Below are 20797 nucleotides of genomic sequence, written 5' to 3'. Positions count from 1 at the left end.
GAGCCGGGGCCAGTGCCAGCTGGGGAACGTGCGGGGGGGTTAGATCTTGCGCATTCGCACCCGGTCGACGAGGTGATCTGCGCCCTTGCGCATCACCAGGCTGGCCCGGATCCGGGTCGGCAGGATGTTCTCCATGAGGTTCGGCAGGTTCACCGTCTGCCAGATCTCCCGGGCCACCTGGGAGGCCTGTGCATCGCTCAGCCCAGCGAGGTGGTGGAAGTGCGCGTCCGGATCCTTGAAGGCGGTGTTCTTCAGCCGCAGGAAGCGGGAAATGTACCAGTCTTCGATGTCCTCGACCCGGGCGTCGACATAGACGGAGAAGTCGAAGAGGTCGCTGACCATGAGGGTGGGACCTGTCTGCAGCACGTTGAGCCCCTCGACGATGAGGATGTCGGGCTGGTCGACGACCTCGAACTCGCCGGCGATCCGGTCGTAGGCCTCGTGCGAGTAGACCGGTGCCTTGACGTTGCGGGCGCCTGATTTCACCTTGGTCACGAAGTTCAGAAGCGCCTGCTGGTCATAGGACTCAGGGAAGCCCTTGCGGTGCAGCAGGCGGCGGCGTTCCAGCTCGGCGGTGGGGAAGAGGAAGCCATCCGTGGTGATCAAGTCCACCCTGGGGCTGGACTCCCAGCGCTGCAGAAGCACCTGGAGCACACGCGCGGTGGTGGATTTCCCGACGGCCACAGAGCCGGACACACCGATGATGTACGGGGTGGGAGGCATCGGCTCGCCGATGAAGGTCTCGGTGGCCTGATTCAGGCTTCGCTGTGCCTCGACCCGCAAGTTGATGAGGCGGGAGAGCGGCAGGTAGACCTCGCTGACCTCGTCCAGGTCAATCTCGTCGCCGATGCCGCGCAGCTGGTCGAGCTCGGATTCGCTCAAGACCTGTGGCATGGACTTGCGGAGTTTGCGCCACTGGCTCCTCTTGAGCTCGATGAAGGGCGATACAGCCGCGTCCGCGGAGGCGCGCTGGGGCGTACGATTCATGGCCTCATTGTGCCTGTGTGGGGGGAGATAACCCAAATGTGCTAGGTGCGCTGTGACCTGCGTCCGGGGCAGACGCTAAGATGTGGGGCGCAACGCAACAACACCTTCTACCCCAAGGATCGGTCTGCATTCTTGGTGGTATACACCCTTTTGAAGGAAGGCCGACGGAAACTTATGTCCGATTCTCCACAGACCATCCAGCACAACGTGCCGCTGGCTGAACTCGACCCGGATGTCGCACGCGCCATCGACGGCGAGCTGGCTCGCCAGCGTAACACTCTCGAGATGATCGCGAGTGAGAACTTTGTGCCGCGCGCAGTGCTGCAGGCGCAGGGCTCCGTCCTGACCAACAAGTACGCCGAGGGCTACCCGGGACGCCGCTACTACGGCGGCTGCGAGCACGTCGACATCATCGAGGATCTGGCCCGCGACCGAGCGAAGCAGGTCTTCGGCGCAGAGTTCGCCAACGTGCAGCCGCACGCTGGTGCGCAGGCCAACGCCGCCGTCCTCATGGCGCTGGCTAGCCCGCGGGATAAGATCCTGGGTCTGTCCCTGGCTCACGGTGGCCACCTGACCCACGGCATGCACCTGAACTTCTCCGGCAAGCTCTACGAGGCCATCGCCTACGAGGTGGACCCGGAGACCATGCGCATCGACATGGATAAGGTCCGCGAGCAGGCCCTCAAGGAGAAGCCGACCGTCATCATCGCCGGCTGGTCCGCCTACCCGCGCCACCAGGACTTCGCTGCCTTCCGCTCCATCGCGGACGAGGTCGGCGCGAAGCTGTGGGTCGACATGGCCCACTTCGCAGGTCTGGTTGCTGCCGGCCTGCACCCGTCCCCGGTCCCGCACGCTGACGTCGTGTCCACCACGGTGCACAAGACCCTGGGTGGTCCGCGTTCCGGCCTGATCTTGGCGAAGCAGGAGTGGGCGAAGAAGCTGAACTCCGCAGTCTTCCCGGGCCAGCAGGGTGGCCCGCTGATGCACGCCGTTGCCGCGAAGGCCGTGGCCATGAAGGTTGCCCAGACCGACGAGTTCCGTGACCGCCAGGCCCGCACCCTCGAGGGCGCGAAGATCCTGGCTGAGCGCCTGTCCGCCGCTGACACCAAGGGTGCTGGCGTCGAGGTGCTCACCGGTGGCACCGATGTTCACCTGGTGCTGGCTGACCTGCGCCACTCCGAGCTCGATGGCCAGCAGGCGGAGGATCTGCTGCACGAGGTTGGCATCACCGTTAACCGCAATGCCGTTCCTTTCGACCCGCGCCCGCCGATGGTCACCTCCGGCCTGCGCATCGGTACCCCGGCCCTGGCTTCCCGCGGCCTGGACACCGCCGCCTTCACCGAGGTCGCGGACGTCATCGGTACCGCGCTGGCACAGGGTAAGAACGCCGACGTCGACGCGCTGCGCGCTCGTGTCTCCAAGGTTGCTGAGCAGTTCCCGCTGTACGAGGGCCTCGAAGACTGGAAGCTGGTCTAACAATGGCGGAATCCGCTGTGAACCCGCAGGGCAGCCAGGCTGGCTCCGCGTCCCAGTCCGCTGGGGCGGGGCACGCGCTGATCATCGTCGACGTGCAGAATGACTTCGTCGACGGCAGCCTGGCCACCGAACGTGGTGCACAGGCCGCCGAGGCGATCAGCAAGCACATTGCTGGTCTGCACCGCTACGACGTCATCGTGGGCACCAAGGATTGGCACATCGACCCGGCCGGGCACTTCGCCCCGGAGGGCACGGAGCCGGACTACCAGGACACCTGGCCGGTGCACTGCGTTGCCGGGACCACTGGCGCGCAGTCGCACCCGGCGCTGGCGACCGACCAGGTCGAGGCGTGGTTCCACAAGGGTGAGTACGAGCCCGCCTACTCGGGCTTCGAGGGCCACCTTGCGGACTCCCTGGCTGCAGCGGGAGAGAAGAGCGCTGCTGCTGAGGATCACCCGAAGGTGCTGCTCGCAGAATGGTTGCGTTCCCGCCGGATTGGTCAGGTAACCGTGGTCGGCATCGCGACCGACTTCTGCGTGCGTGCCACTGCCCTGGATGCGAAGGCCGAGGGCTTTGACGTCACTGTCATCCCGCGCCTGTGCGCGCCGGTATCGGCAGCGGGGGAGGAAGCGACCCTCGCCGAACTGCGTGAGGCCGGCGTCGGGGTGAAATAGCCGCAGTCGCGACTGAAAGCTAAAAGAACCCGATGGTGGAAACCATCGGGTTCTTTTATGTCTAACTCATTCGGGTGGGGCGCTTAAGCTGCGCCCGCCCGGTGAGGGGGCAAGGGGGGAGTGGCTTACTCGCCCTTAGCCAGCTTGCGGGAGATGATCTCCAGCATGATCTCGTTCGGGCCACCGTAGATCGGCTGGACGCGGGAGTCCAGGTAGTGGGTAGCGATCGGGTACTCCAGCATGAAGCCGTAGCCGCCGTGCATCTGCAGTGCCTGGTTCACGACATCGATCTGCAGCTCGGTGGTGTGGTACTTCGCCATCGCAGCGGTGGTCTCGTCCAGCTCGCCCTTGACCTTGGCCTCGATGCAAGCGTCGACGAAGGACTGTGCAGCCTGCAGGCCCTGCACCATCTTGGCCAGCTCCCAGCGGTAGGCCTGGTGGTCGACCAGACGGTTGCCGAAGGTCTTGCGGTCCTGGGAGTGCTGGTACACCAGGTCGAACGCGCGGCGGGAGGTTGCGATGGAGCCCACGGCGATGGACAGGCGCTCCTGAGCCAGGTTGTGGCGCAGGTAGCCGAAGCCAGCGCCGCGCTCGCCCAGCAGGTTCTCAGCCGGGATCTGGACGTTCTCGAAGGAGAGCTCGGCGGTGTCCTGAGACTTCAGACCGACCTTCTTCAGCGGGCCGGTCTTGGTGTAGCCCTCCATGCCGTCCTCGACGATGAGCAGGGAGATGCCTGCGCGACCCTTCTCTGGGTCGGTGATGGCGACGATGATGGTGAAGTCAGCCTGGACACCGTTGGAGATGAAGGTCTTCGCGCCGTTGACGGTGAAGGAGCCGTCGCCGTTGTCGCGGGCCAGGGTGCGGATGCCAGCCAGGTCGGCGCCGGCCTCCGGCTCGGTCATGGCGATTGCGGCGATCTTCTCACCGGAGCACAGTGGCTTGAGGAAGCGCTCCTTCTGCTCGTCGTTGGCGAAGCGCTGCAGGTATGGGATGACCAGGTCGTTGATGGTCTGGATGCCCACGATGATGGAGCCGGAGTCTGCCTTGGCGAGCTCCTCGGTCAGCACGGCGTTGAAGCGGTAGTCGTTCATTCCGCCGCCGCCCCACTGCTCGTCGACCTCCATGCCCAGCAGGCCCATGTCGCCGGCCTTCTTGAACATCTCGCGGTCGACGTAGCCCTGGTCATGCCAGCGCTCTACGTTCGGGTGGATTTCGGTCTCCACGAAGCCGCGGACGGCCTCGCGGAACATCTCGTGCTCTTCGTTGAACAGGGTGCGCGGAAGGTAGTTCTTCATGTTGTCCTCTCCGGAAGTCGGGGGATGTTCGGTGAAAGAGCCGGCACAGTTCGCACTGTGATCCAGAACTCTTAATGCTTATGTTCATAGTAACGCTTTGTGGTCTCAGTCACCTATTTATGAAGAAATATTTTTAAACCCTTGTGCGTAAACTTAGGTAATGCTAACCTCAAATCAGCGCCCACGGGGGATGATCTCACGAGGTGCGCCAGTAGTGGATAGTCGTTTTCTGCCGCGTCGCTCGGGAAGGCTCCTCTTCTCGCCCCACCCGAGCAACTTGTCACGGCGCGAATGGAAGCGACGGGTTGAAAAGCTGCCGTGGCCTAGTCACCCACGGCGGTAAATAACGGGTACACCCGGTGTCGTCGCACGGGTACCAAAAGCTCAGGCGGGGCTTAAGCATCACAGTGCTTAAGCCCCGCCTGAGCTTTTCCCTTAAGTCGTTCCCCCCAGGGCGGATGACCTAGTTCTTTCCGCCGGGGCGATTTTCCGCCAGCGACTTCCGAGCCTCGCGCAGCCACTCCGGCTGATTCTCCAGCAGCTCCTTGATCTCGGAGGTGGTCAGCGGCTTATCCAGATCATTCTTGCGCAGGGCGGTGATCGTAATGCCCAGCTTCCGTGCCACCTCAGGGCGTGGGTGGGGGCCCTCGAGGCGCAGCTGCTGCAGCCACTCAGGTGGGTTCTGCTGCAGCTCCACGAACTCCTCGTGGGCCAGCGGGGTGTTCTGAAACTCCTCCGGGGCGGCCGGTAGGTAGATCCCCAGCTTCTTTGCCGCCGTCATTGGCTTCATTTTTGGTCCCTTTGAGACGTTCTTCTCTGTCATTGCCTCTCCTGATCGCTCAGACATACTGTCCGAGCCGGTATTTCTCTCGTCCGCGCGCCGCCAGTAGCGGCGCTGCGCATACTCAACTTTCCCATCCCCATCCTAGAGCCAAGTGCCTGCTAACCCCGCCTCCCGACAACCTGGCCTGACATTCCTTAAGCACCCGCGTGGCCTCGCGATAGTATGTCCCCATGGCTCAGCTCGCCCCGCGCTACCTCCGCGTCGTCTTCAGCCCCGGCATCAACCCGGACAAGTGGTTCGCTCGCTTCGACGACCGCGTCCCCGGCTGGCGAAGTGCCGGCGCCGCCGCGGACGACCCGCTGACATATATAAACAGGGGAGAAGCGGACGTTGCGATCGTCCGTCTCGGCCAGAGGGGCGTGGACAAGGATAAATTCCACGCCGTGACCCTCTATGAGGAACAAATGGGTGTGGCCGCCCCCAAGGAGCACCCGATCGAGGTGATGGACCGGGTCAAGTGGGCCGAACTCTCCGAAGAGATGTTCATGTACACCACCCCCGCCGACGGTATCGACGACCTGCCCAAACTCCGCGAAATGCTGGGTGTTGTCGCAGCCAACGTCGGAATCGCCGTCGCACCCCGCCCACTCCTGCGGGCCCTGAGAACCAGGGGAGTGGTCAACCGCGAACTCCTGCTCCCCGCACCGCGGGACGAAGATTCGGAAGCAGGTTCAGTCGATCAGACGGCGAAGAGCGGTGAGGAAGAGAGCACCGCGCCCGGTTCAGAGTGGCCAGGCACGACCGTCGTCGCCGTCGTCTGGCTGAAAGAGCGGGACGCCGAAGAGGTCCAGGAATTCGTCGGCATCTGCCGCGGCCGAAAGGCTGGAAGCAGCCGCGGGGAACTCAGCGGCGCGGAACAGAAACGGGCCGGTCGCGCCCAAAGAACCGCGACGTCGTCGGTAGCCACCCCGCCCCGACCCCGCGGACGCACGGGTGCGCGCAAGAAAAGCGGCAAAAAAAATTGGAAAGGCCGCCAGCACTAAGGCAGAATCATGTGCCATGACGACCGTGGGTAAGAACACTCCAGAGACGACGGGCGGATCCGAGCCGAAGATCCAGGACGTCGAAAGCCCGAAGCGCGCAGAAGACAGCATCATCATCCGCAACCTCCGCGAAGAGGACTACCCGGAGGTGCGCGCTATCCTGCAAGAAGGCATGAACACCGGCGAAGCCACCTTCGAGGCCGAAGCCCCCGAATGGGAGGACTTCCGGGCGGCCCGCCTGCTGGAACTGACCTTCGTCGCCGAAGACGAAGCCACCGGCAAGATCCTCGGCTGGATCGCTGCCTCCCCAGCCAGCCAGCGCGAAGTCTTCCACGGCGTGATCGAGGACTCGATCTACATGTCCAGCGACGCCAAGGGGCGTGGCGTAGGTGGCAAGCTGCTTGACACCCTCATCGCCGAGGCCACCAAGGCAGGCCGCTGGTCCATCCACTCCCACATCTTCCCGGAAAACGAAGGCTCCGTGCGGCTGCACGTCTCCCGCGGTTTCGAACTCGTCGGGACCTTCCACTCCATGGCAAAGATGAGCTACGGGCCCAAGAAGGACGCCTGGCGCGATAACCAGGTCTACGAGCTCGTCCTCGAGGAAGGCCCCGCCCGCAACGGCGAATAATCCCCCTGCCCAGCTGAGACGCCCCGCTTGGATAGCGTCTCGCTGAGCCGCTGTGTTTGATGTCGCGCCCAGCTGAGACGCCCTATTAGTCTAGCGTCTCGCTGAGTCGCTGGGGCCGAATGAAGACCAGCACCAACCCCGCCACCAGCATCGCCGGCGCCAACCATCCCAACACCGGCACCAGCGCATCGTTATAGGCGCCCACCACAGCATCCCGCACCGGATCCGGCAGCTCGTGCACCGCATGCGGCGTCAAACTGTGCTGCCCACCGTGGGCGAACTTCTCCGCATACGGCGCCCCCGCAGGGCCCATCGCAGCCAGCGCCTCCGGCAGCCGCTGCGCCATAAACTCGCCTGCCCGGTGGCTAAACAGACTGCCCACCACCGCAGCGCCCACCGAACCGCCGATCTGGCGGAAGAAGTTATTCGCCGCCGTCGCGGTACCAACAATCTTGATGGGGAAGGTGTTCTGCACCACCAGCGTCAGAATCGGCACCGTCAGACCCAGCCCCACGCCGAACACGGCGAGGCACAGCCCCAGGTACTGCATCGAGGAATCCGGGGTCAGCCGCCCCACCATCACCAACGCGACCGTCGCGATCCCCAGGCCCACGACCGGGAAGTACTTATACTTTCCCGTGCTCGAGATGTAGCGCCCCGATGTGGTCGAGGAGATCAGCATTCCGGCCATCATCGGGATCATCATGAGCCCGGCAGCCGTGGGGGACAGGCCGTGAATCATCTGGATATACGTCGGCAGATAAGCCATCGCACCGAACATCGCCACGCCAACGATAATGCTGGAGATCGTGGTTAGCGCGAAGTTGCGCACCCCAAAAAGCTTCGTCGGCAGCACCGGGTTCGCAACCCGCGGCTCAACCACCAGGAACAATGCGGTGGCCACGATAGTGGTGCCCAGCAGCCCCAGGATGACCGGATCGGTCCAGCCGTAATCGCGGCCACCCCACGTCAGCGCCAGGATCAGCGTGCTCGTTGCCGCAGCCAGCAGCAGGGCGCCGAACCAGTCGAATGGCGCGCGCTGCCCGCGCCGCGGCAGCTTGAGCGCGAAAGCCGAGAGCGTGAACGCAATGACCGCCAGCGGCACGTTGAACCACAGCGCCCACCGCCAGCCGGGTCCGTCGGTAAAGAATCCACCCAGCAGGGGACCAAGCACGCTCGACAGGCCAAACACCGCGCCCATCAGCCCCATGTACTTGCCGCGCTCACGGGCCGGGACAACGTCTGCAATGATCGCCTGGGAGAGCACCATCAGGCCACCACCGCCCACGCCCTGTACGGCGCGGGCGAGGATCATCATCCCCATGGACTGCGCATTCGCGCCAATCACCGAGCCGAGCAGGAAGACCGCAATCGCGAACAGATACAGCGGCTTGCGCCCGAGCTGATCGCCGAGCTTGCCGTAGATCGGCATGCCAATGGTCATCGTCACCAAAAACGCGGTGATGACCCAGCTCATCTTGTCCGCCCCGCCCAGCTCGCCGACCAGCGTCGGCAGTGCCGTGGCGAAGATCATCTGCCCCAGCGAGGACATGAGCATGCCGATCATCAGCGATGCGAAAACCAGCGGGACGTTATTTTGCTGGCGGTAGTCCTTTCCGGGGGCGGTGGACGCGGTATCTGTCATCTTTTCTTCCTGCTGTTGGGTTCGTTGTTGTGATGTCTGTGTCGGTTGGGGAGGGGACGACGTCCCCGCCTGCAAGCTCGGTCACTCAAAGCTCAGCCGGTCGAAACCACCATGGAGCGTGCCGAGGGCGCGGGTAGCGGCGGTGAAGGCCTCGGCGTCGGCGATGCCGCTATCGGAACTGTGTGCCAGGGCGAACGCGGACCACACCGTGGAGGTCACCATGTTGACCAGCAGACGCGCTTCCTGCTCGAGCGGCAGATCCCGCAAGCATCGGTTGGCGGGATGCTCGGTCAGGTTGGCGATAATGGCCTTCTTGAGGCGTTCCTTAGCCTCATGGAGCGAACGATGGCGGTCGTAGAGCAGCTCGGGGGAGGTGCGAAGGAGCACAGCACGGCGCCGGGCGATCTCCCGGGAGAGCGCTGGGTCGATCGAACGGGCATGCCGCCGTGTCTGGACCTCAATATGCGCCCTGCCGACCAGCTCCACAACCCGCGCCGGGAAGGGGAGGGCGGTCTCGGCAGGCAATTCGCTGATCTCCGCGAGCAGTTCTGGAGTTATGACGCTGGCTGACGGGCCGCTCAGCAGCTGGGCCTTGGATTCGAAGTAGTTGAAAAAGCTTCTGCGGCTAATGTCTGCGCCTTCGCAAATCTGCTCCACGGTCACTGCATCCACGCCGTGCTCGAGGAAGAGGCGGGTGGCCACGTCCTCGATGGTCAGCGTGGTTTGGAGCCGGTTTCGCTCACGCCGTCCGGTCGGAGGGCCGGTGTGCTCGGGATCTTGGTGCTGTGTCACCCGAAGAAGATTACGCTCAGTGCACTATTGCACGCAATGCAAAAATATGTGAGATGGCCGATACTTCGGGCCATAGGGCAGGTGCAAGAAAACCGGCCGGGCCACGGTGATCCGAAGCCCGGCCGGCGACGCGGCGCGTGAACTGGTCAAATGCCAGTTCAGCGCGGCGGGGTGCTTCTTAGAAGCGGTCGCGGTCGGTGTTGGCCATCGCCAGCACGTCGAGGCGCTTGTCCAGCTCCTCCTCGGAGAGCTTCTCCGGGACGAAGCCCAGGTCGATGACGGTCTGACGGATGGTCTTGCCCTCAGCCAGCGCGGTCTTTGCGACCTTAGCTGCGTTCTCGTAACCGATCGCGGAGTTCAGCGGGGTCACGATGGACGGGGACTTCTCGGCCTCCAGCTTCATGTGCTCCTCGTTGGCCTCCAGGCCGTCGACGAGGCGCTCGGCGAAGACGGTGGCGGTGTTCGCCAGAAGCTTGATGGACTCGAGCACGTTGCGGGCCATCATCGGGATGAAGACGTTCAGCTCGAACTGGCCCTGGGTGCCGCCGAAAGCGATCGCGGCGTCGTTGCCGATGACCTGCGCGGAGACCTGGGTTGCGGTCTCACACAGAACAGGGTTGACCTTGCCCGGCATGATGGAGGAACCCGGCTGCAGGTCCGGCAGGTGCAGCTCGCCCAGGCCGGTCAACGGGCCGGAACCCATCAGGCGGATGTCGTTGGCGATCTTGTAGAAGGAGACGGCGACGCTGCGCAGAGCGCCGGACATCTCGACCAGGCCGTCGCGGTTGGCCTGAGCCTCGAAGTGGTCCTCGGCTTCCTTCAGGACGTCCAGGCCGGTGAGGTTCTTGAGCTCCTCGGTGACCTTCGCGCCGAAGTCCGCCGGGGTGTTCAGGCCGGTGCCGGTTGCGGTGCCGCCGATAGGCAGCTCGCCGACGCGCGGCAGGGTAGCCTTCACGCGCTCGATGCCGAGCTCGATCTGGCGGGCGTAGCTACCGAACTCCTGGCCCAGGGTGACCGGAACCGCGTCCATCAGGTGGGTGCGGCCGGACTTCACGACGTTCTTGTACTCCTTGGCCTTGTTCAGGAGGGAAGCCTCAAGCTTCTCCAGGGCCGGGACGAGGTCCTTGACCGCAGCCTCGGTGGTGGCAACGTGGGTCGCGGTCGGGAAGGTGTCGTTGGAGGACTGGCCCATGTTGACGTCGTCGTTCGGGTGGACCTCGACGCCTGCCTGCTTAGCCAGGGATGCGATGACCTCGTTGGTGTTCATGTTGGAGGAGGTGCCGGAGCCGGTCTGGAAGACGTCGATCGGGAACTCGGCGTCGAACTCGTTATCGGCGATGCGCAGCGCGGCGTCGACGATGGCCTGGCCCTTCTCCTCTGGGAGCAGGCCGCGCTCGATGTTGACCTTGGCGCAGGCTGCCTTCAGCAGGCCCATCGCGCGGATCTGTGCGCTCTCCAGCGGGCGGCCGGAGATCGGGAAGTTCTCCACTGCGCGCTGGGTCTGGGCGCGCCACAGGGCCTTCGCCGGGACCTTAACCTCGCCCATCGTGTCGTGTTCGATGCGGAACTCTTGATCGGTCATAATCGCTACCTTCTTTTCTGAAGAATTAATAGTTCGGATTATCGCGCGCCCCAGCTGGGGCGGGGAGCTTCAGGCGCTCCCCATGCCACAAAACATTCTACCGAGCTTTGCGAGGCCGGGTCGCGCGGCGGTTGACACGCGCTCGAGGAGAGCTCGACGCGTGCTTTAGATGTAGTCGAGCACCGAGTACTCCTGGAGCTTGCCCAGCTGGTGCTGGGACTCGAGGAAGCGGATGGTGCCGGACTTCGACCGCATGACCAGGGAGCGGGTCACCGCGGAGCGGTTGCGGTAGGACACGCCGCGCAGCATGTCGCCGTCGGTCACGCCGGTGGCGACGAAGTAGCAGTGCTCGGAGTTCACCAGGTCATCGGTGGTGAGGATCTTGGAGAGGTCGTGGCCGGCGTCGATGGCCTTCTGACGCTCTTCATCGTCCTTCGGCCACAGCTGGCCCAGGATCTCGCCACCCATGCACTTCATGGCTGCGGCGGTGATGACGCCCTCCGGGGTGCCGCCGATGCCCATCATGATGTCCACGGAGTTGGTGGAGTAGTCCTGGGCGGCGGCGACCGCGCCGGCGACGTCGCCGTCACCGATCAGGCGGACCTTCGCGCCAGCCTCGCGGATCTCGCGGATCAGGTCGTGGTGGCGCGGGCGGTCCAGGACCACGACGGTGACCTCCTCGGGGGCGATGCCCTTGGCCTTTGCGACGACCTGGATGTTGTGGGAAGCCGGTGCGTCCAGCTCGATCAGACCCTTGGCCTCCGGGCCGACGGCGATCTTCTTCATGTAGAACACCGCGGATGGGTCGTACATGCTGCCGCGCTCCGCCGCTGCGATGACGGAGATCGCGTTCGGGCGGCCCTCTGCCATCAGGGTGGTGCCGTCCACCGGGTCGACGGCGATGTCCACCGCCGGGCCCTTGCCCGTGCCCACGGACTCGCCGTTGAACAACATCGGTGCTTCGTCCTTCTCGCCCTCGCCGATGACGACGACGCCGTCCATTGCGACGGAGTTGATCATCATGCGCATCGCGTCCACAGCGGCGCCGTCGCCGGACTCCTTCTGGCCGCGACCGACCCACTTTCCGGACGCAAGTGCGGCAGCCTCAGTCACGCGCACGAGCTCCATGGCGAGGTTGCGATCGGGGGCCTGCTTGGTCGACTGTGGGGTGGCGCTGGAATTATCGGCGGACATGGTGTTAAACCAACTCTTTCACTCGATTGGATCGTGCGGGCTGAGCGTGCTGATCGACTCCGCCACGTTTTTGTAGTTCCGGCAGAGTGCAGCCCTGTACGGCCCTCATTTTATATCTCTCCGCACACAGAGGTCGGCAGCGACGTGGGGACTGCCCTAACTCGGGCAGTCCCCGTGATTGCGAGTGCGAGTGGGAATTACCAATTCCGCCTGCTTTTGGGATAATGACCGGCGTGCGTATCGAAAAGCCCCGTCTGTTTCAGTCCACGAAGGACATCCTGCTGACCCTCGGTGTCCTCCTCCTCGTGACGTTCTTCACGGTGGGCTTTACCGGCCTGTGTTCCTTCAACCCGGGTGGGCCGGACAAGTCCGGCCCGGTCCGTGAGGTGGATGCCCACTCCTTCCTCACCCTGGAGGCACGGGGTATGAACTTCCCGCTGCGGGAGCCCAAGATGCCAGAGGGTTGGGTGCCGAACTCCGCCCGCCGATCCCAGGTTGGGGCAGAACCTGCGCCGCTGGTGGGCTGGGTCATCGACGGGGAGCGGTACATCTCGCTGCGTCAGACCTCTGCGGACTTTAAGGCCGCAACCCAGCCGGATCAGCACTTCCGCGAGGCTGCGGGGACTGAGGAAGCCGGCGGGCTGACCTGGCACGTCTACAAGGGGGAGGACGCCCGCCCAATCTGGGTCGCCGACACCGGTGAGACGCGCTTGATTCTGGAGGGGATGGCCAGCCACGAGGACATGGCAACCGCCGCGGAGATCACGGCGAAGACCAAGCCGCTGGAGGTCTCGGCTAACTCCCAGCCGACCGAGGGTGCTCCCGGACGCGACGGTGCTGCGGACGGAGCCACCGGTGGTGCAGCCGGCGACGCCCGGTAGGGATTAAGAGCTGCTCGGCGCGCCGGTCTGTTGACCGTCGCCGCCCTGCCCCGAAGAGCCCTGTCCCGCATTATCCTGAGGCGAACCGCCCTGGCCTGCGTTTTCCCGCGCGGCCAGGGCTTTTTCGATGCGCGTGCTTGCCCCATCCAGGTATTTCTCGCAGTACGCCGCTAGCTCTTCGCCTCGCTCCCAGTAATTCAGCGACTCGTCGAGGCTCATCTGGCCGAGCTCGAGGATGCGAACGACCTCTACCAGCTCGTCGCGGGCCTGCTCATAATTCAGCTCGTCGATCGGGCGAAACTTCTGCTGCTCACTCATGGCTGCTCCTTCACTGATCCTTAAAAACTATTCTTCTTCGGTGTTTGTCGGTGCGTTAGCTTGCGTCGTATCTGAAGCTTCTGAGCCGGGGGCTCGCTCCACCGCCATCGCCGCGGCGGTCACGGAACCATCCGCCACTCGGATGCGCAACTGCGAGCCGGGGCTGACATCCGCCACCGTGGTGACCACGGCAGGGCCCGACCCATCCCGGGGGATGACCTGCATGATCGAGTAGCCGCGGGCCAGAGTCTGGGACGGCCCTAGCGCGTTGACCTGGGCGCGCAGCGAGGTGATGCGGGAACGCATGTCGCGAACAAGCAGTCCGAGCGCGCGATCTTTCCGCCCCACTGCCTCCTCGATGATCTCCCGCTGCCTGCGCAGGGGGATCAGCGGGTCAGCCAGCACTGGCCGGGAGCGGACCCCTTCAAGCTGCCGGCGCTCCGAGCGCACCCAACTGCGCAGGGCACCCACGGCCCGTTGGCGCAGTTCCGTGATCGCCTGCTGCTCGCCGAGCACATCTGGCACCACCTTTTTCGCTGCGTCGGTGGGGGTTGCGGCCCGCACATCGGCAACCAGGTCGAGCACGGGATTATCCGGCTCGTGTCCGATCGCCGAGACCACCGGGGTCCGCATCCTTGCCACCGCGCGGACCAGCGCCTCCTCGGAAAATGGCAGCAGATCCTCCACCGAGCCACCGCCACGGGCGACGATGATGACGTCGACGTCCTCGTCGGCCTCGAGTCGCTCTAGTGCAGCGACCACCTCGGGCACCGTATTCGGCCCCTGTACCGCGGTGTTGATCACCTCGAAGCGCACGGCCGGCCACCGCTGCTGGGCGACACTCAGCACGTCCCGCTCCGCGGCAGAACCCCGCCCGGTGATCAGGCCGATCTTCTTCGGCAGGAACGGGGGAGCGGTCTTCAAGCGAGGATCAAAGAGCCCCTCGGCGCTCAGCGCCCGCTTCAACTGCTCGATGCGTGCCAGCAGCTCGCCCACGCCAACCTGACGCACCTGGGTCACCCACAGCGAGAAGGAACCCCGGCCCGCGTAGAAAGCGGGTTTGCCGTAGACCACCACCCGGTCGCCATCACGCAACGGGGTCGGCAGGTTCTGCAGGGTGCGGGTGTTCATGGTCAGCGGAATGGAGAGGTCCTTTTCCACATCACGCAGGGTGATGTAGGACAGCTTCCACGTCGGCTTCATGTTGACCTGCGTGATCTGGCCCTCCACCCACAAGAAGCCGAGGCGTTCGATCCACCCCTTGATCTTCTGGTTGACCATGGACACGGGCCACGGCTGCTCCGGTGAGTTCGCGTTCATGCGAGTCATTGTAGAGATCGCTGCAGACAAGCCCGGGAGGCCTCGCAGACAACGCGCGCTTGGCTACCGGCGAACACGTTCGAAGTCCGTGCCAACGGCCGCGACGGAACCGCGGAAAAGCCCTTGATTTGGCAGCTGGGCTAAGGTGGGGAGCATGACTTTGCCTGGTACTACCGACACCCGACAAAACGACGAGACCACCGTGGCCACCCCAGCGGACACCGCGGGGAAGAAGAAAGTTTACCTCGCCGCACCGCGTGGCTACTGCGCCGGCGTGGATCGTGCCGTTGAGACCGTAGAAAAGGCGCTCGAAAAGCATGGCGAGCCGCTGTACGTCCGCAAGGAGATCGTGCACAACAAGCACGTCGTCAAGACCTTCGAGGAACGCGGGGTGATCTTCGTCGATGAAACCGACGAGGTGCCCCGCGGCTCCAACGTCGTCTTCTCCGCCCACGGCGTGTCCCCGGCCGTCCGCGACCAGGCCCTCCAGCTGGAGCTGAAGACCTTCGACGCAACCTGCCCGCTGGTCACCAAGGTGCACCACGAGGTCACCCGCTTCGCGAAGCAGGGCTACCAGATCATCCTCATCGGCCACCACGGCCACGAAGAGGTCGAAGGCACCGCAGGCGAGGCCCCGGACGTCGTCCACCTCGTCGAGGACCAGGAGGATGTCGACAAGCTGGAGTTCGCGGATGACGCGAAGCTCGTCTGGCTTTCCCAAACCACCCTCTCCGTCGACGAGACGATGCGCACCGTGAAGATGCTGCGGGAAAAGTTCCCGCACATCCAGGACCCGCCGTCCGATGACATCTGCTACGCCACCCAGAACCGCCAGGTCGCCGTGAAGGCCATTGCGCCGAAGGTCGACCTGATGATCGTCGTTGGCTCCCAGAACTCCTCCAACTCGGTGCGGCTCGTTGAGGTCGCGCTGCAGAACGGAGCGAAGGACGCCCACCTCGTCGACTACGCCGAGCAGGTCAAGCCGGGGTGGTTCGAGGGCGTTGAGAACGTCGGCGTGACCTCGGGTGCCTCCGTGCCGGAGATCCTCGTCCGCGGTGTTCTCGAGCTGCTCGCCGAGCGTGGCTATGCCGAGGTTGAGGAGGTCACCACCGCCACGGAGGATCTGATCTTCTCCCTGCCGCGCGAGCTGCGCCCGTCCCGCACCGCCGGCCGGAAGGCTTAGTCACCGAACGTCGAGGCCGGGGAGGAGAGAGATCCACCCCGGCGTGATGTGAAAACCCGCCACGACCATGGTCGTGGCGGGTTTTGCTTTTTGAAAGGCGCAAGCCGAAAGCTAGATCAGCTGGCTTGCCTCCCGAGTGGAGGTTCGGGGCGGGCCCTGATCTTTAGTCCCACTGCGTTCCCTCTAGTAGTCGCGGTCCTCAGTGGACTCCCGCCCGGCGTCGGTGTGGCGGCTCCGCGGCAGAGGGCTGCGGCGACTGCCGTACTCCGAGCGCCCAGAGCGCGATGCGCCCTCGGTGCGGGAGGAGTAGCCAGTCGAGTACCGGGATGAGGACTCGGAAGAGGGGTAGCGCGGCGCCGAGCGTTCATCCGCCCGGCCCGGGACACCGCGGCGGCGCTCCGAGGAGGCCCGCAGATCCTCACGGCTATAGCTACGAGTTCCCTCAGTACGGCGCTGCTGGAATCGCGCCGGGTCGAAGGGCACATTCTTCCCGCTGGTAGCCGAACGCCGGTGTGCGGCACGAGAACGAGCGCGCTGGGAAAGCTCCTCGTTGGAGCGGTTGGCGTCGGACTGGCGGCGACGGCGCTGCGTGGCCCTGGCCCGCGCACGGTCGACGCTCTCCCGGTACAGCCACCACCGCACCGCAGCGAGCAGCACGCAGATCAGCATCGTGACAGCGAGCCACAGGTAATGCTGGACGATCGGGTAGGCCGACGTCGCCAACTTCGCCTTGGCCGAACCGCCGGAGGGGGCTGCGATGCGGGCCACGATGAACGTCCCCACAGTGAACCAGAGGGGGAACGAGGCCACCGTCAGGAACAGGCCACGCGGCTCCACGAACAGGGTGCAGACCACCATGGCGGCAGCGAAGAGCACAAAATACCCCGTCGGCAGCGTCGTGCTGCCCCAGCCGATGACAAGCCCAGTCAGCAACACCGCGGTCATCACCAGCAGGGGCGACCAGACGGGGAAGCGGGAACTTGCGTTATGCGGGGAGGTATCAGACACGGCCATTGATGTTACTTATCGCCCTTACGAAGCGGGTTAAGAAGGTTGCTGAATGTCAGCTTTTCCTTGGTGACCTTCATCGCACCCCGCTGGCCCGCCAGCCATTGCTCCGCCTTGCGCTGGGACTGCGCACCGGACAGAGACCCCGCGGTGGTGGCGAACTCGATATCCTCCATGGACTTCTCGCCCGTCGCCAGATCCGTCAGGTCGCCCATGTAGCGCAGGACGACGGCGATCATCGCGGCAGCCGGCACCGCCAGGAACGCGCCGATGATGCCGAAGAGCGTGCCACCCAGCGTCACTGCCAGCAGCACGATCACCGGGTGGAGGTTCATCGCCCTGGCCTGCAGCCACGGCGACAGCACGTTGCCCTCCAGCTGCTGGACAGCCAGCACCAGGATCAGGGTGAAGATCGCTGTCTTGAAGCCCACGCCCACTAGGGCGATCAGGACCGAGAGGACACCGGCGACGGTGGCACCGACGATCGGAATGAAACCCGCGAAGAAGGTCAGCACCGCCAGCGGACCCGCCAGCGGAACGCCCATCAGGAAGAGGCCACCGCCGATGAACACGGCGTCGATCAAGGAGACCAGTGCCTGGGTGCGGATGAACCCGCCGAGGGTCTGCCAGCAACGAGTCAGCGCCTCGGTGAGGTGCCAACCGACGCGACGGCCAGTGATGCGGCGGACCATCGGCAAGAATTTCTCGCCGTCCTTGAGGAAGAAGAAGGTCAGCACCAGCATGATGAACAGCGTCATCAGGGCAGACAGGGTGGCGGACGCGCCCGCGGCGACCTCGGATGCGATGCGCCCCGACTGGTTCTGCAGCCAGTTCGTCGCCTGATTCAAGGCATCGTTGAACTGGCTCTCCTGCAGATTGACCGGCGGGCCCTGCAGCCAGCGTTGGATCGTGCGGATACCCTCATTGGCTTGGGTGGCGAGTTCTCGGGACTGATCCACGGCAGGCGGGATGATCAGCGCGAACAGGCCGGCGATCACCACGAAGAAGCCGATGATCGTCGTGGCCACCGCGAGCGCGTTCGGGAAGTGTAGCTTCTCGCGCAGCACGCGGACGACTGGCCACAGCACGGTACAGACGATGAGCGCCAGCAGAACCGGCAGGATGCCTACCCACAGCTGGCCGAAGGCCTTGGAGGCCACGTAGGCGGCCAGGGCGATGATCAGCAGGCGCAGGCACCAGCCCGCGAACCAGCGCACAGAGGTGCCCAGCACCTCGGCACGGTCCCGCACTTCGGGGTTGAGGTCCTCGGCCTCATCCAGGCTGGTGTACTTATCCAACGAGCCGTCGTGGAGGTGCGGATGCTTCTTGTGGAACTCGCGAGACTTTTCGCTCAGCTTCTCGGCGAGCTTGTTCTTGCCGCCGGAGTGCTCGTTGCCATCGCTTTCGTCATCCGCCATGTCCTCCGGGACGGTGGGGACAGCTCCGTCGACGTTGACGCCCTCAGCGTCGCTGTCCTCGTTCTGCGTGGACGTGGTGTCCGTGCTGTGACGGTTGCGGCCTTGATCCTCGGGCAGAGGCAGCGTGGACTCGTGGTCCGCGCGCCGGGATCCCGCGAGGAAGTCGGCGAAGTCGCGCTCGCTGTCGTGGTCGGGGAGGTGATCGCCCTCGCCACGCCCGCCATTGTGCGGATCTTTGGAAGATTTCATGTGTCCATCATGCCTGAAAGGTGCGCCAAAACAATGTTTAACCCCACCGCAAATCATGGATTTGCCGGTGGGGTTAGCTGTTAACGCGGGCGGGGGCTAGGACACCCGAACGGCGGCGAGCGCCTCGTCGTGGGTGCCTGGGGCGGTTCCCAGCTCGCCCGATTCCTCATCGGTGCTGTTGGTCAGCATGATGATGGATCCGACGAGGCCGCCCCAGATGACAAGGATGAAAAGCACCATCATGATCAGCGCGATTGCGGTCATGTTAGTTGTCTCCCTTCTTGGCGGGGTTGGACGATGCGGTGGTGGCAGCTGGGCTCTGTGCTGCAGCGGCCAGGGTGTTTGGCTCGTTGCTCTTGCGGCCGAAGGCCGGCACGCCGTAGTCCGAGCCCGGGACACCGTCGAGGTGGATGCCCTGGCGGAACGGAACGACCGTCATGATGATCGCGGCGATCGCGATGACCGCCAGCACCAGCCAGCCATAGGTGGTGATCTGACCGGTGGCGTAGCCCTCGTAAGGTTCCTTGATCAGGCCGATGATCTCCGAAACCATCGTGTACAGAAGGACGATCGGGGTCAGGACGAAAGCGAAGAACTGCCAGATCGGACCAACCTTCACGGAGGACACGGCGTTGAGGTGCTGGGTCATCTCCACGCGGCGCTTGAACACCCAGGCGGTGAGGATCAGGGATAGCGAGGCACAGAAGATGATGCCGATGTTGTTCGTCCACTTATCCATGATGTCCAGAGCGACCAGGCCGGTGGTCGCCGAGAACAGCAGGGTGGAGATGGTGCCCATAACGGCGCCGATAATGATCGCGGCGGTCTTACGCTCCAGGTTGAACTTGTCCTTGACCGCGGAGACCACGACCTCCATCAGGGAGATCAGGGAGGTCAGGCCGGCGATAAACAGGGAGACGAAGAATAGGATTCCGAAGACCTCACCGAAAGGCATTTCGTTGATGATCGTCGGGAAGGCAACGAAGGCCAGGCCGATGCCGCCGCTGACAACCTCAGAGACGTTGGTCTGAGTCTGGTGAGCCATGAAGCCCAGCGCCGCGAAGACACCGATACCCGCCAGCAGCTCGAAGGAGGAGTTCGCAAAGGCGGTCACCATACCGGTGTTCGTCAGGTTGGTGCGTGGCTTCAGGTAGGACGCGTAGGTGGTCATGATGCCGAAGCCGATAGACAGGGAGAAGAAGATCTGGCCGTAGGCCGCGATCCACACGCCCGAGTCAGTCAGTGCTCCCCAGTCCGGGGTGAAGAAGGCGTTCAGGCCGTCGAGCGCGCCGTCCAGGAACAGAGCGCGAACGACCATGAGAAGGAACAGGACGATCAGCAGGGGGACGAAGATAGTGGTGAGCTTGCCGATACCCTTGTTGACGTCTGCTGCCAGCACGATGGTGGTGATTACCCACACGGCGATGATCATCAGCAGGATTGGGAGAACGAACTTACCCGAGTGGGTGGACTCGGCGTCCAGCTGCAGGAAGTCGTTGAAGAAGTAGGACTCGGTGTCCGTGCCCCAGCTTAGGGAAAGCGACTTCCACGCGTAGAGGCCTGCCCAGCCGATGATGGCGGCGTAGTAGATGGTGATGAAGAAGGCTACGCCCACCTGCAGCCAGCCGATGGGCTCCGCGCGGCGATCCATGCGGCGGTAAGCCAGCGGTGCGGAGGCGCGGAAACGGTGGCCGATGCTGAAGAAGAACCACAGCAGCGGTACACCCGCGGTCAGCAGAGCGATCAGGTAGGGGATGAGGAAGGCGCCGCCGCCGGAATCGTAGGCGACGTAGGGGAAACGCCAAATGTTGCCCAAGCCCACGGCCGAGCCAATCGCCGCCATGAGGAATACCAGGCGGGTGTTGAAAGTCTCGCGGGCCTGGGAGCGCGAGTCGGTGGTGAGTGCGCCGGGGGAGGTTGTGGAACCACCGGGCGTTGTGGAGCTCATGATGTGGTGCGTCCTATCGAAAAGATAGTAGCGGGAGGCCGCCGGCGGGTCCGGTGATCTACCTCACGCTCTTGAAAAGGGGATATTAGCAACACACAGCTAATTCCAAGTGATTTTTGACGGACTTTCTCGATCAACATTGGGTAGGGTGGCGCGTTTGAACCAAGGGGAGTACTTCAGGCAAGCTAGAAGGCAGTATTCAAACGCACCTGTAAGGACTTGTTGAGTGTCTCTCACCCTTGGAATCGTTGGTCTGCCGAACGTCGGAAAGTCCACCCTCTTTAACGCGCTGACCCGCAACGACGTGCTGGCGGCGAATTACCCCTTCGCCACGATCGAGCCGAACGAGGGCCTGGTGGAGCTGCCGGA

At 64.2% G+C, this 20797-nt stretch carries 20 protein-coding genes; 7 read left to right on the top strand and 13 right to left on the bottom strand.

Annotated features, from left to right (window positions below; translation table 11 throughout):
• Nucleotides 1-39: 39 nt before the first annotated feature.
• Nucleotides 40-987, bottom strand: a complete 948-nt coding sequence (coaA, locus tag Q1V78_RS09075; protein ID WP_300613786.1) for a type I pantothenate kinase — start codon at nucleotides 985-987, stop codon at nucleotides 40-42.
• Between the two features lie 174 nt (nucleotides 988-1161).
• Between coaA and glyA the strand changes: the two genes are divergently transcribed.
• Together glyA and Q1V78_RS09065 are read left to right on the top strand one after the other, a co-directional pair.
• A complete protein-coding gene (glyA, locus tag Q1V78_RS09070) occupies nucleotides 1162-2463 on the top strand; it encodes a serine hydroxymethyltransferase (RefSeq protein ID WP_300613784.1) in 1302 nt (433 codons plus the stop codon).
• A gap of 2 nt (nucleotides 2464-2465) precedes the next feature.
• Nucleotides 2466-3137 carry an isochorismatase family protein gene (locus tag Q1V78_RS09065; protein WP_300613782.1) on the top strand — a complete coding sequence of 224 codons (672 nt, stop codon included), beginning with the start codon at nucleotides 2466-2468 and terminating at the stop codon, nucleotides 3135-3137.
• Nucleotides 3138-3262: 125 nt separating this feature from the next.
• Here Q1V78_RS09065 and Q1V78_RS09060 read toward each other — a convergent pair whose 3' ends face one another.
• Together Q1V78_RS09060 and Q1V78_RS09055 are read right to left on the bottom strand one after the other, a co-directional pair.
• On the bottom strand, nucleotides 3263-4432 hold the full coding sequence (locus tag Q1V78_RS09060) for an acyl-CoA dehydrogenase family protein (protein WP_300613780.1): 1170 nt from the start codon (nucleotides 4430-4432) through the stop codon (nucleotides 3263-3265).
• 463 nt (nucleotides 4433-4895) lie between these two features.
• Nucleotides 4896-5222 carry a DUF5997 family protein gene (locus tag Q1V78_RS09055; RefSeq protein ID WP_300613799.1) on the bottom strand — a complete coding sequence of 109 codons (327 nt, stop codon included), beginning with the start codon at nucleotides 5220-5222 and terminating at the stop codon, nucleotides 4896-4898.
• Between the two features lie 224 nt (nucleotides 5223-5446).
• Between Q1V78_RS09055 and Q1V78_RS09050 the strand changes: the two genes are divergently transcribed.
• Together Q1V78_RS09050 and Q1V78_RS09045 are read left to right on the top strand one after the other, a co-directional pair.
• The gene (locus Q1V78_RS09050) at nucleotides 5447-6259 is read left to right on the top strand and encodes a LysR family transcriptional regulator substrate-binding protein (RefSeq protein ID WP_300613777.1); all 813 of its coding nucleotides are present in this window, start codon (nucleotides 5447-5449) and stop codon (nucleotides 6257-6259) included.
• Between the two features lie 16 nt (nucleotides 6260-6275).
• Nucleotides 6276-6890, top strand: a complete 615-nt coding sequence (locus tag Q1V78_RS09045) for a GNAT family N-acetyltransferase (protein ID WP_284759152.1) — start codon at nucleotides 6276-6278, stop codon at nucleotides 6888-6890.
• Between the two features lie 85 nt (nucleotides 6891-6975).
• On the opposite strand, the gene Q1V78_RS09040 is transcribed toward Q1V78_RS09045, so the two are convergent.
• From Q1V78_RS09040 to glpX, 4 genes are all read right to left on the bottom strand, one after another.
• Nucleotides 6976-8535 carry an MDR family MFS transporter gene (locus tag Q1V78_RS09040; protein ID WP_300613772.1) on the bottom strand — a complete coding sequence of 520 codons (1560 nt, stop codon included), beginning with the start codon at nucleotides 8533-8535 and terminating at the stop codon, nucleotides 6976-6978.
• A gap of 81 nt (nucleotides 8536-8616) precedes the next feature.
• Nucleotides 8617-9327, bottom strand: a complete 711-nt coding sequence (locus tag Q1V78_RS09035) for a TetR/AcrR family transcriptional regulator (protein ID WP_300613770.1) — start codon at nucleotides 9325-9327, stop codon at nucleotides 8617-8619.
• A gap of 178 nt (nucleotides 9328-9505) precedes the next feature.
• Entirely contained in the window at nucleotides 9506-10909 is a 1404-nt protein-coding gene (locus tag Q1V78_RS09030; RefSeq protein WP_300613769.1) for a class II fumarate hydratase, read from the bottom strand.
• Between the two features lie 165 nt (nucleotides 10910-11074).
• Nucleotides 11075-12103 (bottom strand): class II fructose-bisphosphatase, encoded by a 1029-nt coding sequence (gene glpX / locus Q1V78_RS09025; RefSeq protein WP_300613767.1) that lies wholly within the window; start codon nucleotides 12101-12103, stop codon nucleotides 11075-11077.
• A 224-nt stretch (nucleotides 12104-12327) separates the two neighbouring features.
• On the opposite strand from glpX, the gene Q1V78_RS09020 reads away from it, so the two are divergent.
• Nucleotides 12328-12984 carry a DUF4245 domain-containing protein gene (locus Q1V78_RS09020; RefSeq protein WP_300613764.1) on the top strand — a complete coding sequence of 219 codons (657 nt, stop codon included), beginning with the start codon at nucleotides 12328-12330 and terminating at the stop codon, nucleotides 12982-12984.
• 3 nt (nucleotides 12985-12987) lie between these two features.
• On the opposite strand, the gene Q1V78_RS09015 is transcribed toward Q1V78_RS09020, so the two are convergent.
• Both Q1V78_RS09015 and xseA read right to left on the bottom strand, forming a co-directional pair.
• Nucleotides 12988-13302 carry an exodeoxyribonuclease VII small subunit gene (locus tag Q1V78_RS09015; RefSeq protein WP_300613762.1) on the bottom strand — a complete coding sequence of 105 codons (315 nt, stop codon included), beginning with the start codon at nucleotides 13300-13302 and terminating at the stop codon, nucleotides 12988-12990.
• A 27-nt stretch (nucleotides 13303-13329) separates the two neighbouring features.
• Nucleotides 13330-14622: an exodeoxyribonuclease VII large subunit gene (gene xseA, locus Q1V78_RS09010; protein WP_300613760.1), complete on the bottom strand. Its 1293-nt coding sequence runs from the start codon at nucleotides 14620-14622 to the stop codon at nucleotides 13330-13332.
• Between the two features lie 154 nt (nucleotides 14623-14776).
• On the opposite strand from xseA, the gene Q1V78_RS09005 reads away from it, so the two are divergent.
• Nucleotides 14777-15805, top strand: coding sequence for a 4-hydroxy-3-methylbut-2-enyl diphosphate reductase (locus tag Q1V78_RS09005; protein ID WP_300613758.1), 1029 nt, complete (start codon nucleotides 14777-14779; stop codon nucleotides 15803-15805).
• Between the two features lie 183 nt (nucleotides 15806-15988).
• Here Q1V78_RS09005 and Q1V78_RS09000 read toward each other — a convergent pair whose 3' ends face one another.
• From Q1V78_RS09000 to Q1V78_RS08985, 4 genes are all read right to left on the bottom strand, one after another.
• Nucleotides 15989-16819 (bottom strand): DUF6542 domain-containing protein, encoded by an 831-nt coding sequence (locus Q1V78_RS09000; protein WP_300613756.1) that lies wholly within the window; start codon nucleotides 16817-16819, stop codon nucleotides 15989-15991.
• Between the two features lie 5 nt (nucleotides 16820-16824).
• Nucleotides 16825-18480 (bottom strand): AI-2E family transporter, encoded by a 1656-nt coding sequence (locus Q1V78_RS08995; protein ID WP_300613754.1) that lies wholly within the window; start codon nucleotides 18478-18480, stop codon nucleotides 16825-16827.
• Between the two features lie 96 nt (nucleotides 18481-18576).
• Nucleotides 18577-18744 carry a methionine/alanine import NSS transporter subunit MetS gene (gene metS, locus Q1V78_RS08990; protein ID WP_300613752.1) on the bottom strand — a complete coding sequence of 56 codons (168 nt, stop codon included), beginning with the start codon at nucleotides 18742-18744 and terminating at the stop codon, nucleotides 18577-18579.
• Nucleotide 18745: 1 nt separating this feature from the next.
• Nucleotides 18746-20428, bottom strand: a complete 1683-nt coding sequence (locus tag Q1V78_RS08985; RefSeq protein ID WP_300613750.1) for a sodium-dependent transporter — start codon at nucleotides 20426-20428, stop codon at nucleotides 18746-18748.
• 226 nt (nucleotides 20429-20654) lie between these two features.
• Between Q1V78_RS08985 and Q1V78_RS08980 the strand changes: the two genes are divergently transcribed.
• On the top strand, nucleotides 20655-20797 hold a 143-nt coding region (locus tag Q1V78_RS08980; RefSeq protein WP_300613797.1), incomplete at its 3' end, for a GTPase.

Source organism: Corynebacterium sp., from assembly GCF_030152825.1.
Classification (GTDB): Bacteria; Actinomycetota; Actinomycetes; order Mycobacteriales; family Mycobacteriaceae; genus Corynebacterium.
Note: the sequence above shows the minus strand (reverse complement) of the source record. Positions and strands in the feature narration are given on the sequence as shown.